Annotated in this window: 16 protein-coding genes; 13 read left to right on the top strand and 3 right to left on the bottom strand. The window is 69.4% G+C overall.

Annotation, left to right across the window (positions count from 1 at the left end):
* Positions 1–14 precede the first annotated feature (14 nt).
* On the bottom strand, positions 15–1,151 hold the full coding sequence (locus Q0Q47_RS13005; protein ID WP_293860080.1) for a 12-oxophytodienoate reductase: 1,137 nt from the start codon (positions 1,149–1,151) through the stop codon (positions 15–17).
* Between the two features lie 231 nt (positions 1,152–1,382).
* Here Q0Q47_RS13005 and Q0Q47_RS13000 point away from each other — a divergent pair, with 231 nt between their 5' ends.
* The 3 genes from Q0Q47_RS13000 (at position 1,383) to Q0Q47_RS12990 (ending at position 4,410) form a co-directional block, all read left to right on the top strand.
* Positions 1,383–1,871 (top strand): MarR family transcriptional regulator, encoded by a 489-nt coding sequence (locus Q0Q47_RS13000; protein ID WP_293860077.1) that lies wholly within the window; start codon positions 1,383–1,385, stop codon positions 1,869–1,871.
* 129 nt (positions 1,872–2,000) lie between these two features.
* On the top strand, positions 2,001–3,005 hold the full coding sequence (locus Q0Q47_RS12995; protein ID WP_293860074.1) for an amidohydrolase family protein: 1,005 nt from the start codon (positions 2,001–2,003) through the stop codon (positions 3,003–3,005).
* Between the two features lie 31 nt (positions 3,006–3,036).
* Entirely contained in the window at positions 3,037–4,410 is a 1,374-nt protein-coding gene (locus Q0Q47_RS12990) for an amidohydrolase family protein (RefSeq protein ID WP_293860071.1), read from the top strand.
* Between the two features lie 66 nt (positions 4,411–4,476).
* Here Q0Q47_RS12990 and Q0Q47_RS12985 read toward each other — a convergent pair whose 3' ends face one another.
* Together Q0Q47_RS12985 and Q0Q47_RS12980 are read right to left on the bottom strand one after the other, a co-directional pair.
* Entirely contained in the window at positions 4,477–5,193 is a 717-nt protein-coding gene (locus tag Q0Q47_RS12985) for a DUF1045 domain-containing protein (RefSeq protein WP_293860068.1), read from the bottom strand.
* Positions 5,186–5,803: a DapH/DapD/GlmU-related protein gene (locus Q0Q47_RS12980; protein ID WP_293860065.1), complete on the bottom strand. Its 618-nt coding sequence runs from the start codon at positions 5,801–5,803 to the stop codon at positions 5,186–5,188. The genes Q0Q47_RS12985 and Q0Q47_RS12980 overlap by 8 nt, the downstream gene beginning before the upstream one ends.
* Before the next feature lie 145 nt (positions 5,804–5,948).
* Here Q0Q47_RS12980 and phnC point away from each other — a divergent pair, with 145 nt between their 5' ends.
* The 10 genes from phnC to phnL are packed head-to-tail and all read left to right on the top strand — an operon-like array spanning position 5,949 to position 14,144.
* Positions 5,949–6,755 carry a phosphonate ABC transporter ATP-binding protein gene (gene phnC / locus Q0Q47_RS12975; RefSeq protein ID WP_293860062.1) on the top strand — a complete coding sequence of 269 codons (807 nt, stop codon included), beginning with the start codon at positions 5,949–5,951 and terminating at the stop codon, positions 6,753–6,755.
* 44 nt (positions 6,756–6,799) lie between these two features.
* On the top strand, positions 6,800–7,738 hold the full coding sequence (gene phnD / locus Q0Q47_RS12970) for a phosphonate ABC transporter substrate-binding protein (RefSeq protein WP_293860059.1): 939 nt from the start codon (positions 6,800–6,802) through the stop codon (positions 7,736–7,738).
* Between the two features lie 25 nt (positions 7,739–7,763).
* Positions 7,764–8,678: a phosphonate ABC transporter, permease protein PhnE gene (gene phnE, locus Q0Q47_RS12965; protein WP_293860056.1), complete on the top strand. Its 915-nt coding sequence runs from the start codon at positions 7,764–7,766 to the stop codon at positions 8,676–8,678.
* Positions 8,675–9,550, top strand: coding sequence for a phosphonate ABC transporter, permease protein PhnE (gene phnE / locus Q0Q47_RS12960; protein ID WP_293860053.1), 876 nt, complete (start codon positions 8,675–8,677; stop codon positions 9,548–9,550). The genes phnE (Q0Q47_RS12965) and phnE (Q0Q47_RS12960) overlap by 4 nt, the downstream gene beginning before the upstream one ends.
* Positions 9,551–9,592: 42 nt before the next feature.
* Entirely contained in the window at positions 9,593–10,066 is a 474-nt protein-coding gene (gene phnG / locus Q0Q47_RS12955; RefSeq protein ID WP_293860050.1) for a phosphonate C-P lyase system protein PhnG, read from the top strand.
* Positions 10,066–10,659, top strand: a complete 594-nt coding sequence (gene phnH, locus Q0Q47_RS12950) for a phosphonate C-P lyase system protein PhnH (protein WP_293860047.1) — start codon at positions 10,066–10,068, stop codon at positions 10,657–10,659. The genes phnG and phnH overlap by 1 nt, the downstream gene beginning before the upstream one ends.
* Before the next feature lie 2 nt (positions 10,660–10,661).
* Complete coding sequence (locus tag Q0Q47_RS12945; RefSeq protein ID WP_293860044.1) at positions 10,662–11,771, top strand: carbon-phosphorus lyase complex subunit PhnI; 1,110 nt, start codon at positions 10,662–10,664, stop codon at positions 11,769–11,771.
* Positions 11,768–12,655: an alpha-D-ribose 1-methylphosphonate 5-phosphate C-P-lyase PhnJ gene (locus Q0Q47_RS12940; protein WP_293860041.1), complete on the top strand. Its 888-nt coding sequence runs from the start codon at positions 11,768–11,770 to the stop codon at positions 12,653–12,655. Before Q0Q47_RS12945 ends, Q0Q47_RS12940 begins: the two co-directional genes overlap by 4 nt.
* A complete protein-coding gene (gene phnK, locus Q0Q47_RS12935; protein ID WP_293860038.1) occupies positions 12,652–13,431 on the top strand; it encodes a phosphonate C-P lyase system protein PhnK in 780 nt (259 codons plus the stop codon). Before Q0Q47_RS12940 ends, phnK begins: the two co-directional genes overlap by 4 nt.
* A gap of 2 nt (positions 13,432–13,433) precedes the next feature.
* Positions 13,434–14,144, top strand: a complete 711-nt coding sequence (gene phnL / locus Q0Q47_RS12930; protein WP_293860035.1) for a phosphonate C-P lyase system protein PhnL — start codon at positions 13,434–13,436, stop codon at positions 14,142–14,144.
* Positions 14,145–14,149: the final 5 nt, after the last annotated feature.

The raw sequence follows: 14,149 nt of genomic DNA, 5'->3' as shown, positions 1-14,149 counted from the left end.
GCGCCGGGCGCGTTTCACTCCAGCGTGGCGAGCTGCGCGCGATCGAAGCCGTGCAGGTCGCCGATACGACCCCGCCGCAGGATTTCGGGCAGGTCGGGGTTGGCGATGAGGGCGCGGCCGATGGCGGCTGCGTCGACCTCGCCGCGCGCGAGCATGCCGGCCAACAGCTCCATCCGTTCCGCGGTCACGGCGCCGGCGGCGGTCCCGCCGCCGCGCTCCGTGGTGCCCTGCTTGAAGTCGGCGTCGAGCAGGATGGAGCCGACCGTGATGGACGGCTTGCCGGTGACCTTCCGGGCCCAGCCGGCGAGGTTGAGGGGGCTGCCGGCGAAGGCCGGTTCCCAGAAGCGGCGCTGGGAGGCGTGGAACGCGGTCACGCCGGCGTCGGCGAGCGGACGCAGGACGCGCTCCATGTCCGCCGGGCCGTCGAACAGCGTCGCGCCGTAGTCGAGCGACTTCCATTGCGAGAAGCGGAACAGGATGGGGAAGTCCGGTCCGCCCTCGGCCCTGCAGGCCTGGACCAGCTCGCGGGCGAAGGTCGCCCGCTGCAGGGCGTCTCCGCCGTAGCGGTCGGCGCGGCGATTGGTGCGGGCCCAGAGAAACTGGTCCACGAGATAGCCGTGCGCACCGTGGATCTCGATGCCGTCGAAGCCGATGTCGCGCGCCCGCCGCGTCGCCGTCGCGAAGGCCGCGATCGTGTCGGCGACGTCGCGCCCGCTCATCGCGCGGGCGATCGGCTCCCCGGCTCCCGACAGGCCGGAGGGCCCCGCGCGCGGCACGCGCGGGCGCACCTCGCCGGCATGCAGGACGGTGGTCCAGGCGGTGGCGCCGACGTGCCAGAGCTGCGCCGCGATGCGCCCCCCGGCCGCGTGCACCCGCTCGACCACGCGCCTCCACGGCAGCACGATGTCGTCGCCGTAGAGACGCGGCGCCGTGAAGGAGTGCCAACCTTCGGCATTGACCGCGACCCCCTCGGTGACGATCAGACCGACGCCGCCGGCGGCACGGCGTTCGTAGTAGGCCGCGACGGTCTCCCCAGGCACACCGTCGGGCGAGAAGCCGCGGGTCATCGGCGCCATGACGATGCGGTTGGGCAGGCGCAGCGACCCCAGGGTCACCGGGGTGAAAAGTCCGTGCTCCGGCGAGGCCATCATCGGCGGTCGCCTCCCATGCATCCGCCCATCGCCCCGGTCCCGACCCGTGTCCGGGGTCAGGCTAGGGACCGCCGTCGCGCCGGGTCAAGCGCGGATCGGCACGGTTGCTTCACCGCGACCGCGCGCAGCGGCCTTGCGGGCATCGCCGTCCTTGTGCACCCTGCCGGCGCCGGCGCGCCGGGGGCGCGGGGCTCGATGACGACAGACCGGGGTCACGGCGTGCCTCAGAAGATGACTGCGAAGACGGCTCGCGAACCCGACGCGGCGGACGTCCCCGTCCCCGGCCAGCGCGTCTCGTTCAAGATCCACCGGCTGAACGCCAAGCTGGCGCTGGTCGCCAACCGCCTGCTGCGCGAGCGCAAGATCGAGCAGATCACCTCGCGCCTGCTGGTGTTCCTGGCGGAGGCCGGCGAGGCGCGCGTCGGACAGCTCGTCGACGTGCTCGTGCTGCCCCAGTCGACGATCTCCCACCAGTTGCTCAACCTGGAGCGCCGCGGGTTGATCACGCGCACGCGGGCGCAGGACGACAACAGGTCGGTCGCCGTCACGCTCACCGACGAGGGCCGCCGCATCGCGGCCGAATGCGAGGCGCTGAGCCGCGACGTCTACCTCCACATGGTGCAATCCCTGTCGGAGGCTGAGCTCGGCGAGCTCTCCACGCTGCTCGATCGGCTGTTCGTCTCGCTCGAAGACTACTCCAAGGCCCACGACGACGATTGACGGCCGCGCTGCCGCTGGCCATTTATATCGAAATCGATCATTATCGATCCAGGGCGCGGGCAGGCGCCCCTTCGATCCTGCCCGAACGAGGCGCGCGGGCCGCTGGCACCGCCGCCCAGGGAGGTGGCCGTGGGACTGAAGGATGCAGCCGTCATCGACGTTCACGCCCACGTGGTCATCGCCGAGACCATGGGCGCCGCCGGTCCGTTCGGGCCGGAAATCGGCCAGCACCCTGACGGCATGCCCTGGTTCCGTGTCGGCTCCTACCGCCTCGACGGCGTGCGCTACGTCGGCGGGCCGTTCATGGAAGCCGACCTTCGGGTCCAGCGGATGGACCAGGCGGGCATCGACGTCCAGGTCCTCTCGCCGAACCCGCTGACCTATTTCCACTTCATCGATCCGGCCGCCGCCGTCACCTTCTGCCGGACGCACAACGAGGCGCTGGCCAGGATCGTGGCGGCACACCCCGGCCGTCTCGCCGCCTTCGCGGCCCTGCCGCTGCAGGATCCGGCCGCCGCCGTGGCCGAACTCGAGCACGCCGTGACGTCCCTCGGGTTCCTGGGCGGCTACATCGGCACGGACAGCCCGGTGCCGCTCGACCATCCCTCGCTCGACCAGTTCTATGCCGCCTGCGTCCGGCTCGACGTGCCGCTGTTCATCCATCCGGGCCCGGCGGGGCTCGACGGCCCGCCCGGCGACCCGAACCTCAAGCGCTTCGACCTCGACGTGGTCATCGGCTTCGCCGCCCAGGAGACGATCGCCGTCGCCACGCTGATCTACGGGGGCGTGCTCGACCGGCACCCGCAGATCGACATCTGCCTCAGCCACGGCGGCGGCTCGTCCGCCTACCTGCTGGGACGGATGGAGCGCGCCGCGCGCAAGCGCCCATGGTCGCCGCCGGAGCTGCGCCAGGACGGTGCCTTCGAGGAGCGCTACGCGCGCCTGTGGTTCGACAATCACCTCAACAGCGAGCGCTCCGAGCACTTCTTCGAGCAGATCGTCGGCCGCGAGCGCCTCGTCTACGGCACGAACTTCTCGGGCTGGGATGCCCCCGATCTCGGCACCGCCCATCGCCCCGCCCCCGACCTCGCCGACAACGCCCGTCGGCTGCTGCGCGTCGGCAAGGCCCGCTGACCCCGAAACGACGACCAGGAAAGGCTGACCGATGACGAACGCCGTTCTCTTCCAGAATGCCAACGTGATCGATGGCGCCGGCCGCGCTCCCTTTGCCGCCTCCGTGCTCGTCTCGGACGGCAAGATCGAGGCGGTGGGGCCCGAGGCCGATGCCCGCGCCAACCATCTCGCCCGCCGCATCGACCGGCTGGACGTCGCGGGCCGCACGCTGATGCCGGGCCTGATCGACACCCATTGCCACCTCGCGTTCGACGACGCCGCGTCGAACTCCGAGATCTTCTTCCAGCGGCGCAACGCACTTTCCGCCCTGGTCGCGGCCTACAACGCGAAGAAGCTGCTTCGCGCCGGCGTGACCGGCCTGCTGGATCCCGACTCCACCTTCGAGAACATGATCGACCTGCGCGACGCCATCGAGGCCAACGTGGCCGAAGGTCCGCGCATGTCCTGCGGCAGCTACGCGCTGATCACGGCCGTCGGCGGCACGGCGGGCCGGCTGATCAACGACACCGGCATCACCGGTTACTACATGGCGGTGCGGTCGAAGGACGAGATCGTCGCGGAGGTGCGTCGTCAGATCAAGGCCGGCGCCGACTGGATCAAGGTGCACGTCACCGGGGTCATCCCGCGGCTCTCGCATCTGGGCGAACTCTGCGTGTGGACCGACGAGGAGCTCGAGCTCATCACCGGCACCGCGCACGACCTCGGCACCCCGGTGATGGGCCATTGCCGCGGCGCCGGCGCGACCTACAAGGCGGCCAAAGCGGGCTTCGACCTCATCTTCCATGCCACCGGCATGGACGACCGCGCGCTCGAGATCATCGCCGACAAGAAGATCCCGATCTCGCCCGCGCTCACCTTCCAGGCCAACATGGTCGACTTCGGCGAACGGCTCGGCACGGACGCCTCTCTCATCTCGCTCTTCGAGCGCGAGATCACCGACAGCATCGAGACCATGCAGAAGGCCTACAAGGCCGGCGTGCCGCTGCTGTGCGGCAGCGAGAGCGGCTTCTCGATGGTGCCCTACGGCCATTGGCACTACCGCGAGATGGAGGTGTTCGTTCGCTATTTCGGGCTCACCAATCTCCAGGCGATCGAGTGCGGCACCCGCAACGGCGCCATCGGCCTGAAGATGCCCGGCAAGGTCGGCGAGATCGCGCCCGGCATGCTGGCCGATCTCATCATCGTCGACGGCGACCCCTCCAAGGACGTCCGCATCCTGGGCGAGCCCGGCCGCATCCAGCAGGTGATGGTCAACGGCGACTTCAAGGACATCTCCGAGCCCAAGACCCGCCGCAACATCCCTGGCTGGCGCCACGCCGGCATGGGCCTGCAACTCACCCGCGAGATGGCAATGTCCGACGGCCGCCTGCCCGCCGGCTCATTGCATGTGGAGGAGTTGCACTGAGGGGGCCCCGTTTGTGAGAGGTCGGGAGCCGTATCGTTGTGGACACGCAGCGATGGCCCCGCCTGATCACCCCTGAAGAGCAACCCGCGCCACGATCTTGAAGCGCGAGTCCGGGGTGTCCTGGCGGCAGAGCGAGATGCCATCGAGCAGGGTGGGGCTTGCGTCGATCACGGGCGCGAAAAGGCGCCGCAGGGCATCGACCGGGTCGGAGGCCCCTGCTGGAAGCGCCCCCGTGAGGGTCATGTGGAAGCGGAAGTCCTCCGCCACGTAGGGGTAGCCGAACCGGTCGAGATAGGCGCGCTGGCGCTCCGTCAGCCGCTCGGGCCTGCGGCGGGCGATCTCGCCGGCGTTGAGCGGTGAGCGCATGTCCTCGAACCGTTCGACGCAGGCGAAGGCAAGGGCGCCGAGGGCAGCCGGGGCCTGCCGCGGCACGATGGCGACGAAAGAGCCGAGGCGCGCGACCTGAAGGTCCATGGAGAAGGCAGCGGACGCGCGACCAAGACCCTGGAGTGCCGCCAGCAGATCGCCTTCCGTCACGCCCTCCCTGGGCCTGAAGGGCGCCTTGAGGGTGGCGTGGAAACCGTATGTCCGAGGATCGTCCGTAAGGGCATGCCAGGCCTCGGCTGACCACCCTTCGGGAACCTTTGCTGCAACGTCTGCGCCGCTCGCTGCGTCGTAGCCGAGGACGGCCGATCCGAGGCGCCACAGGGCCGTCTCGGGTCCTGGCGCAAAATAGACGGCGTAGCGGTGCCCGCGCCCGGCAGGCCGTGCGCCGTCAGCCACCGTGCTTCTCCAGGAAGGCCTCGACAGCCAGCGCGCGGAAATCGGGGAGTGCGGCACGAAGTCGTTCATGCTCCCAGTCCCACCAGGCAAGCGCCTGCAGGCGGTCGCCGATGCGGGTCCCGAAACGCCGGCGCACGGGCTTGGCCGGCACACCCGCCACGATCGTGTAAGGCTCCACGTCCTTCGTCACGACCGCCCCCGCCGCGACGACCGCCCCGGTGCCGATGGACCGGCCGGGCAGGATGATCGCGCCATGGCCGATCCACACGTCGTGCCCGATCGTGACGGGCGTCGACCGGCGCCACTCGAAGAACGTCGCTTCGTCCTCCTCGCCCTCGAAATAGGCCGAGGCGCGGTAGGTGAAATGGGCCTGCGTGGCGCGGTGCATCGGGTGGTTGCCCGGATTGATGCGGACCATCGCCGCGATCGAGCAGAACTTGCCGATGGTCGTGGAGATGATGCTGCCGTCGTTCACCACGTAGGAGTAGTCGCCCATCGTGGTCTCCGCCACGCTGGTCCGCTCGCCCACCTCCGTGTACCGCCCCAGGCGGCAGTCCTGCACACGGGCGGTGGGATGGATAAGTGGCTCGGGTCCGAGTTTCTTCGCCATGGCGTCCTCCGGCATCGATACGGCTCGCTCGCACGCGGGCATGACGTTCGCGTGACGTCGTTTTCGCGGGATCGTCGTCTCCCCGTCACAAGACCGTTGCGTGCGCTCGTTAGCGGAGTCCGGTGACAGCAACCGGAGCACGACCATGCTGGAGATCGACGACCTGACCCGTCGGTTTGGCGCCAAGGCCGCCGTCGACGCGGTGTCCCTGTCCGTCACGCCGGGCAGCTTCGTGGGCGTCATCGGGCGGTCCGGCGCGGGCAAGTCGACGCTGCTGCGGATGATCAACCGCCTGCAGGAGCCCACCGGCGGCACCATCCGGTTCGACGGGCGCGACGTCACCGCCCTGAGGGGCCAGGCGCTGCGCGACTGGCGCGCGCAATGCGCGATGATCTTCCAGCAGTTCAATCTCGTTGGCCGGCTCGACGTGCTCACCAACGTGCTGATGGGCCGCCTGAATAAGACCTCGACCGTGTCCTCGGTCCTGCGGTTGTGGAACGACTCCGACAAGGCGATGGCCCTGGCGGCTCTCGAGATGCTGGACATCGCCGGCCTCGCGTCCCAGCGCGCCGACAGTCTTTCGGGCGGCCAGCAGCAGCGCGTGGCCATCGCCCGCGCTCTCGTCCAGGAGCCACGCATCGTCCTTGCTGACGAACCGATCGCCTCGCTCGACCCGCGCAACACGAAGGTCGTCATGAACGCGCTCCTGCGCATCAACAAGCACTTCGGCATCACCGTGCTGTGCAACCTCCATTCCCTCGACCTGGCCCGCTCCTATTGCGACCGCCTCGTCGGGATGGCGTCGGGCCGCATCGTCTTCGACGGCACGCCCGAGGCCCTCACTGACGACGTGGCCCGAGACCTCTATGGGCTCGAGGCCGGAGACGTCATGGATCCCGTGCACGACGCGGGTCGTCCGCAGGCCGCGGCCACAGCCGCCGCGGCAGCCTGACAGACCGGTCCCGTCCAGACCGTCAACCTCAACCGGAGACACCGATGATCAACCGCCGTTTCTTCGTCGCGGCCGCCGCGACCCTGGCCGCAACCACGCTCGCCACCAGCGCCTTCGCCCAGGACTGGAAGGCGAAGTACCCCGAACTGACCTTCGCCATCGTTCCGGCCGAGAACGCGTCCGGCGTGCAGGAGCGCTTCGCGCCGTTCCTGTCCTACCTGTCGAAGGAAGTCGGCGTGCCGGTGAAGCTGCGCGTCGCGCAGGACTACGCGGCCGTCATCGAGGGCCAGCGCGCCGGCAACATCCACATCGCCAACTACGGCTCGGCCTCCTACGCGCGTGCGGCGCTGACCGGCGTGAAGACCGAAGTCTTCGCCACCGACGTCAGCGGCAACGGTTCGAAGGGCTACTACTCGGTCTTCTTCGTGCTGGCGAAATCGCCCTATCAGACGATCGAGGACCTGAAGGGCAAGAACCTCGGCCTCGTCGACCCGAACTCGACGTCGGGCAACAATATCCCGCGCTTCGTCCTGGACCGGAAGGGCATCAACCCGGACGCCTATTTCTCCAAGGTCGTCTACGCCGGCAGCCACGAGAACGCGATCCTCGCGCTGGCGCAGGGGCAGGTCGACGTCGCGGCCAACCAGTGGACGTCCGAGACCGACTCGACGCTGCAGCAGATGCTCACCAAGGGCATGCTGAAGAACGCCGACGGCTCCGCGATGAAGAAGGACGACTTCCGCATCATCGGCAAGTCGGACGAGATCTCCAACGGTCCGTACACCTACCTCGCCGACCTGCCGGCCGACCTGAAGGCCCGCATAGCCAAGGCCTTCTTCGATGCGCCGAGCAAGGACAAGTCCGCCTTCGACAAGCTCTCCGACGGCCAGCGCCCCGCCTTCGCGCCGATGACGAACAAGGACTACGAGAGCTACATCGACCTGATCAAGTTCGTCGACACGCTGCGCAAGAAGTCGTCCTGATCCGGACGCCCGGGCGCGGCTCGCCATGCCCGGGCAATCCGGCTCGTTCGCCGCCATGGGCGCGACCGTTCCCACCCTCCCGGCCGGCCAGGCGGCTGCGCTCATCCGGGCCTACGACCTCCAGGTCGCCGCGCGGCGCCGGCAGACGTTGCTGGGCTTCGCCGTCGTGGCTGGCCTCGCCCTCGTTTTCGGCGTCCTCGCCGAGGCCGATCCCACGAAGCTCGTCGCCAACATCGGGCGGCTGACCAGCTATGTCGGCCGCCTGTTCGTCCTCGACAGCGGGCAACTCGTCTTGCTCGATCCACGGGAGTGGTTCTGGGGCTTGGGCAAGTGGCTGAAGCTCCTGGGCGAGACCCTGCTCATCGCTTATCTGGGCACGGTGATCGGCGGGCTCGGCGCCTTCGTGCTGTCGTTCCTGGCCGCCCGCAACACGGCGCCCTCGGGCTGGATGTGCTTCGTCGTCCGCCGCTTCCTCGAAGTCTGCCGGACGGTCCCGGAGATCGTCTTCGCCCTCGTCTTCGTGGTGGCCTTCGGACTGGGGGCGCTGCCGGGCGTGCTCGCGCTCGCCATCCACACCATGGGTGCGCTGGGCAAGCTGTTCTCGGAAGTCGTCGAGAACATCGACATGAAGCCGATCGACGGCGTCCGCGCCACGGGTGCCGCATGGATCCCTACGATCCGCTTCGCGGCGGTGCCGCAGGTTCTGTCGAACTTCACCAGCTACGCGCTGCTGCGCTTCGAGATCAACGTGCGCGGCGCGGCCATCATGGGCTTCGTCGGAGCGGGCGGCATCGGACAGGATCTCGTCGAGGCCATCCGCAAATTCTACTACTCGGACGTCAGCGCGATCCTGGTCCTGATCGTCGTCACCGTGATGTGCATCGACCTCGCCACGGAGCGGGCGCGCCACGCTCTGCTGGGACGGGAGGCTGACCGATGAGCGCCCCGCCGAGCTTCCTGCGCGAGCGCGCCATGGCCGAGGAGGCCGGGCTGCGCAGCCGCCATCCCGACGCCTTCCGCGCGCATTGGCGCAGGCGCGCCGGCGTCGTCGGCGGCCTCGGCGCCGCCCTCCTGCTCTTCGTTTTCGCGTTGTGGGACCTCGACGTGTCCTGGGGCCGGGTGATCGGCGGCATCGGTCGGCTCGGCGAGTTTACCGAGCTGATGTTTCCGCCCCGCTTCGGGACGGTCGAGCGACTGTGGAGCTATCTGCATGCCCTCGTCGAGACTGTGGCCATCGCGTTTCTCGGTACGCTCCTGGCGGCGATCCTGGCAGCGCCTTTCGGCTTCCTGGCGGCACGCAACGTCGTCCCGCAGGCGCTCTTCCACTTCGGGCTTCGACGGGTCCTCGATACCCTGCGGAGTGTGGATACCCTGATCTGGGCACTCGTCTGGATCAACGTCGTGGGCCTGGGACCCTTCGCCGGCGTGCTGGCGATCATGAGCTCGGATTTCGGGGCCTTCGGGAAGCTCTTCTCCGAAGCCCTCGAGGCGGCCGACCGCAAGCCGGTGGAAGGCGTGGTCTCGGCCGGCGGCGGTCCCCTCCATCGTGTCCGGTTCGGGTTGCTGCCGCAGGTGCTGCCGGTGGTGGCGAGCCAGGTCCTCTACTTCTTCGAATCGAACACCCGCTCAGCCACGATCATCGGGATCGTGGGGGCCGGCGGCATCGGGCAGCATCTCTACGAGCAGATCAAGATCCTGGAATGGGGCCACGTCTCCTTCCTCGTCCTGCTGGTGCTCGCCGCGGTCTTCGTCATCGACGCCATCTCCGCCCGGCTGCGCTTCGCCATCATCGGGCAGCGCACCGGCGTGTGATCCGTCATCGGAGCGTCACCTCGCCGCAGTAGCAGGAACACCATGTCCAGCGCATCGACTCCATCCGACAGGCCAGCGGTTTCGACCGCCGAACGCAGGGCGCTCATGGCCCTTTCCGCCGAAGCCACCCACGAGGAGCTCTCCGCCGCTTTCGACGCGCTCGGGCGCCCTGAGCACGGCGACCTGCGTGCGCCGGAGATCGGCCTGGTCATGCTGCGCGGCCGCACCGGAGGCGACGGAGCGCCGTTCAACCTCGGCGAAGCGACGGTGACCCGTGCCGCCGTCAGGCTTGGCTCCGGCCACGTCGGTTACGCCTACCTGCTCGGACGCGATCCCGCGCGCGCCAGGCTGGCCGCCGTCCTCGACGCTGTCCAGCAATCCGGCGGCACGGCGGCGATCGAGCGATGCTTCGCGGATCCGGTCCGCAGGCGGATCGCGCACGACCGGGCCCGCGGCGCCGCCCGCACGGCGGCAACCCGGGTCGATTTCTTCACCCTCGTCCGCGGAGAAGACTGATGAGCGCAGCCCTCGCCGCCGGCTTTGCCAGCCCCGTCCACGATGCGCAGGCCGTCTTCCGGTGCGTGATGATGGCGATGGCCCGCCCCGGCACGGTCCGTCGCATCGCGGTACCGCTCGATCCGCCGGGCTGCATGCAGCCCGCCGCCGCCGCGGCGGCGCTGGCCTTGTGCGACTTCGAAACGCCCGTGTGGCTCGACGAGGCGTTGTCGAGCCACCCGCACGTCCGCGAGTGGCTGCGCTTCCACACGGGCGCACCGGTCGTCGCGGCCTCGCGCGCCGCGGCCTTCGCCTTCGTCGCGGACGGCAGAGCCTTGCCTGCGTTCTCCACGTTCGCTCTCGGAACGCTCGACTACCCGGACCGGTCGGTGACGGCGGTCGTCGCAGTCGATGCCCTGCACGAAGGCATGGGCTGGCGGCTCACGGGCCCCGGCATCCCCGGGGAGACGCGCTTCATCGCCGAAGGACTGCCGGCCGACATGCTGGATCGCCTTGCCGGCAACCGAGGTCTGTTCCCGCGCGGCATCGACATCGTGCTCGTCTGCGGCGACCGCATCGCCGCCCTGCCGCGCACCACCATCGTGGAGGCTTGACCATGTATGTCGCGGTGAAGGGCGGCGAGCGCGCGATCGCCAATGCCCACGCCCTCCTCGATCATTCCCGCCGCGGCGACCATGCCGTTCCCGAGATCGCTCCCAAGCAGATCCGCGAGCAGCTGGCGCTCGCGGTGGACCGGGTGATGGCCGAAGGCTCGCTCTACGACCGCGACCTCGCCGCGCTCGCCATCAAGCAGGCACGCGGCGATCTGATCGAGGCGATCTTCCTGGTTCGCGCCTTCCGCACGACGCTGCCGCGCTTCGGGCACGGCGAACCGGCGGACACGGCGGCGATGCAGATCCGCCGCCGCATCTCGGCCACCTACAAGGACCTGCCGGGCGGACAGGTCCTGGGACCGACCTTCGACTACACCCATCGCCTGATCGACTTCGCCCTGGCGGCCGGCGCTCCGGTGGCGGAACCCGCCGAGGCGGGGGAGGGCGAACCCGCCGACACGCCGCACGTGACCGCCCTTCTGGATGGCGAGGGGCTGATCGAGCGCAATCCGCCGCAGCCTTCCGGTCGGCCCGTCGGCGACCTGACCCGCGAGCCACTGGCCTTTCCCGCCGACCGCGATCTCAGGCTGCAGAACCTCGCACGGGCTGACGAGGGTTTCCTGCTGGCGATGGGCTACTCGACCCAGCGCGGCTACGGGCGGACCCATCCCTTCGTGGGCGAGATCCGCTTCGGCGAGATCGAGGTCGAGTTCGTGCCGGAGGACCTGGGCTTCGCGGTCCCGCTGGGCCGCATCCAGGTCACCGAATGCGAAATGGTGACCCAGTTCAAGGGGACGGCGGAAACCTCGCCGCAATTCACCCGCGGCTACGGCCTCGTGTTCGGACAGTCCGAGCGCAAGGCCATGTCAATGGCCCTCGTCGACCGGGCCCTGCGCGCGCGCGAGTTCGGGGAGGACGTCGTCGCGCCCGCCCAGGACGAGGAGTTCGTGCTGTCGCACTCCGACAACGTGCAGGCGACCGGTTTCGTGGAGCACCTCAAGCTGCCCCACTACGTCGACTTCCAGGCCGAGCTCGGCCTCATCCGGCAATTGCGTCGCGAGCATGCCGATCGAGCCGCCGCGGCCGGCTTCACCCGGGAGGCCGCGGAATGAACGCGCCGACGCTCACCGGCTACAACTTCGCCTATCTCGACGAGCAGACGAAGCGGATGATCCGCCGCGCGATCCTGAAGGCGATCGCGATCCCCGGCTACCAGGTGCCATTCGCCTCCCGCGAGATGCCGATGCCCTATGGCTGGGGAACCGGCGGCGTGCAGGTGACCGCCTCGGTCATCGGGCCGCAGGACGTCCTCAAGGTCATCGACCAGGGCTCCGACGACACCACCAACGCCGTGTCGATCCGTGCCTTCTTCGCGCGGACGGCCGGCGTGGCGACCACGACCGCGACGGCGGACGCGACGATCATCCAGACGCGCCACCGCATCCCGGAGGCGCCACTCACCGACGGCCAGATCCTGGTCTACCAGGTGCCGATTCCCGAGCCGCTGCGCTTCCTCGAGCCGCGCGAGACCGAGACCCGCACGATGCACGCGCTGGAGGAGTACGGCCTCATGCACGTGAAGCTCTACGAGGACATCGCGCGACACGGCCACATCGCCACGACCTATGCCTATCCCGTCAGGGTTGCCGGCCGCTACCTGATGGATCCTTCGCCCACGCCGAAGTTCGACAACCCGAAAATGCACATGTCGCCGGCCCTCCAGCTCTTCGGCGCCGGACGCGAGAAGCGCATCTACGCGGTGCCGCCGTACACGCGGGTGGTGTCGCTCGATTTCGAGGACCACCCCTTCGAAGTCAACCGCTTCGACAAGCCTTGCGCGCTGTGCGGTGCGCACGGCGTCTATCTCGACGAGGTGGTCCTGGACGATCGCGGCGGGCGCATGTTCGTGTGCTCCGACACGGATCACTGCGGCACGCGCCAGGAGCAAGGTCACCGCGGCGACCTGTCCACCCCCCGCGAAGGATCCGCCGCATGACCCAGGATCTCCCGCTCCTGTCTGTCCGCAGGCTCGGCAAGAGCTACGGCGCCCGTACCGGCTGCCGCGACGTCTCCTTCGACATCCATGCCGGCGAAGTGCTGGCCGTCGTCGGCGAGTCGGGCTCGGGCAAGTCGACCCTTCTCAACGTCCTGTCGACACAGCTCGCCCCGACCACGGGCGAAATTCACTACCGCATGCGCGATGGGGTCATGCGCGACGTCTTCGCGCTGTCGGACGCGGAGCGTCGCTTCCTGCTGCGCACGGACTGGGGCTTCGTGCACCAGGACCCGGCCCAGGGCTTGCGCATGACGGTGTCGGCGGGCGCCAACGTGGGCGAGCGCCTGATGGCCGTCGGCCAGCGGCACTACGGGCACATCCGCCACACGGCCGTCGATTGGCTCGGCCGGGTCGAGATCGACGCGGGTCGCATCGACGACGCGCCGCGCTCCTTTTCCGGGGGCATGCGCCAGCGACTGCAGATCGCGCGCAACCTGGTGACGCACCCGCGGCTCGTGTTCATGGACGAGCCCACCGGCGGCCTCGACGTGTCCGTCCAGGCCCGCCTGCTCGACCTCCTGCGCGGCCTCGTCGCGGATCTGGGTCTCTCGGTCGTGATCGTCACTCATGACCTCGCCGTGGCTCGGCTGCTGTCGCACCGGATCATGGTCATGCGCCACGGCACGGTGATCGAGACGGGTCTCACCGACCAGGTGCTCGACGATCCGCGCGAACCCTACACGCAGCTCCTCGTCTCCTCCGTCCTGCAGGTGTGACCATGGCCGCGAATCCCGCACCGGCCCTCGCCCTCGAGGCCGTGGGCAAGACCTTCACCATGCATCTGCAGGGCGGCCTCCGCCTGCCCGTCGTGCACGGCGTCACAGTCCGCGTCCTGCCCGGGGAATGCGTCGTGCTGGGCGGACCCTCCGGCGCCGGCAAGTCGTCCCTCCTGAAGATCGCCTACGGCAACTACCGCTGCGACGAGGGCCATGTCCTCGTCCGCGAGCCGGACGAGATCGTCGACGTCGCGACCGCCGAGCCGCGCCGCATCATCCGCCTGCGCCGCACGACCATCGGCTATGTCAGCCAGTTCCTTCGGGTCATCCCGCGCGTCCCGGCACTGGACGTGGTGATCCAGGCCGCCGTTGAGCAGGGTTTCGTGCCAGACGACGCCGCCACGCGGGCTCGTACACTCCTCGCCCGGCTCAACGTGCCCGAGCGTCTGTGGACACTGCCGCCGGCGACCTTCTCGGGAGGCGAGCAGCAGCGGGTGAACATCGCCCGGGGCTTCGTCGCCGACCATCCCATCCTGCTCCTGGACGAGCCGACCGCGTCGCTCGACGCGCGCAACCGCGCGGCCGTGGTCGACCTGATCCGGGAGAAGAAGGACCGGGGCGTCGCCATCCTCGGCATCTTCCACGACGAGGACGTGCGCGACCGTGTCGCGGACCGGATCGTCGACGTCACCCGCTTTGCATCCGCCGCCTGAGGACA

The organism is uncultured Alsobacter sp. (genome assembly GCF_945952055.1).
In the GTDB taxonomy this organism is placed as follows: domain Bacteria; phylum Pseudomonadota; class Alphaproteobacteria; order Rhizobiales; family Beijerinckiaceae; genus Alsobacter.
This window is presented reverse-complemented; position numbering and strand designations above follow the sequence as displayed.

What these genes read in the sequence shown, in the direction of transcription:
- Q0Q47_RS12940 (WP_293860041.1), top strand. Translation starts at nt 11,768, where the DNA reads ATGAACGCGCCGACGCTCACCGGCTACAACTTCGCCTATCTCGACGAG.
- Q0Q47_RS13000 (WP_293860077.1), top strand. Translation starts at nt 1,383, where the DNA reads ATGACTGCGAAGACGGCTCGCGAACCCGACGCGGCGGACGTCCCCGTC.
- phnG (WP_293860050.1), top strand. Translation starts at nt 9,593, where the DNA reads ATGTCCAGCGCATCGACTCCATCCGACAGGCCAGCGGTTTCGACCGCC.
- phnH (WP_293860047.1), top strand. Translation starts at nt 10,066, where the DNA reads ATGAGCGCAGCCCTCGCCGCCGGCTTTGCCAGCCCCGTCCACGATGCG.
- phnC (WP_293860062.1), top strand. Translation starts at nt 5,949, where the DNA reads ATGCTGGAGATCGACGACCTGACCCGTCGGTTTGGCGCCAAGGCCGCC.
- Q0Q47_RS12980 (WP_293860065.1), bottom strand. Translation starts at nt 5,803, where the DNA reads ATGGCGAAGAAACTCGGACCCGAGCCACTTATCCATCCCACCGCCCGT.
- Q0Q47_RS12990 (WP_293860071.1), top strand. Translation starts at nt 3,037, where the DNA reads ATGACGAACGCCGTTCTCTTCCAGAATGCCAACGTGATCGATGGCGCC.
- phnE (WP_293860053.1), top strand. Translation starts at nt 8,675, where the DNA reads ATGAGCGCCCCGCCGAGCTTCCTGCGCGAGCGCGCCATGGCCGAGGAG.
- phnE (WP_293860056.1), top strand. Translation starts at nt 7,764, where the DNA reads ATGCCCGGGCAATCCGGCTCGTTCGCCGCCATGGGCGCGACCGTTCCC.
- phnK (WP_293860038.1), top strand. Translation starts at nt 12,652, where the DNA reads ATGACCCAGGATCTCCCGCTCCTGTCTGTCCGCAGGCTCGGCAAGAGC.
- phnL (WP_293860035.1), top strand. Translation starts at nt 13,434, where the DNA reads ATGGCCGCGAATCCCGCACCGGCCCTCGCCCTCGAGGCCGTGGGCAAG.
- Q0Q47_RS12945 (WP_293860044.1), top strand. Translation starts at nt 10,662, where the DNA reads ATGTATGTCGCGGTGAAGGGCGGCGAGCGCGCGATCGCCAATGCCCAC.
- Q0Q47_RS13005 (WP_293860080.1), bottom strand. Translation starts at nt 1,151, where the DNA reads ATGATGGCCTCGCCGGAGCACGGACTTTTCACCCCGGTGACCCTGGGG.
- phnD (WP_293860059.1), top strand. Translation starts at nt 6,800, where the DNA reads ATGATCAACCGCCGTTTCTTCGTCGCGGCCGCCGCGACCCTGGCCGCA.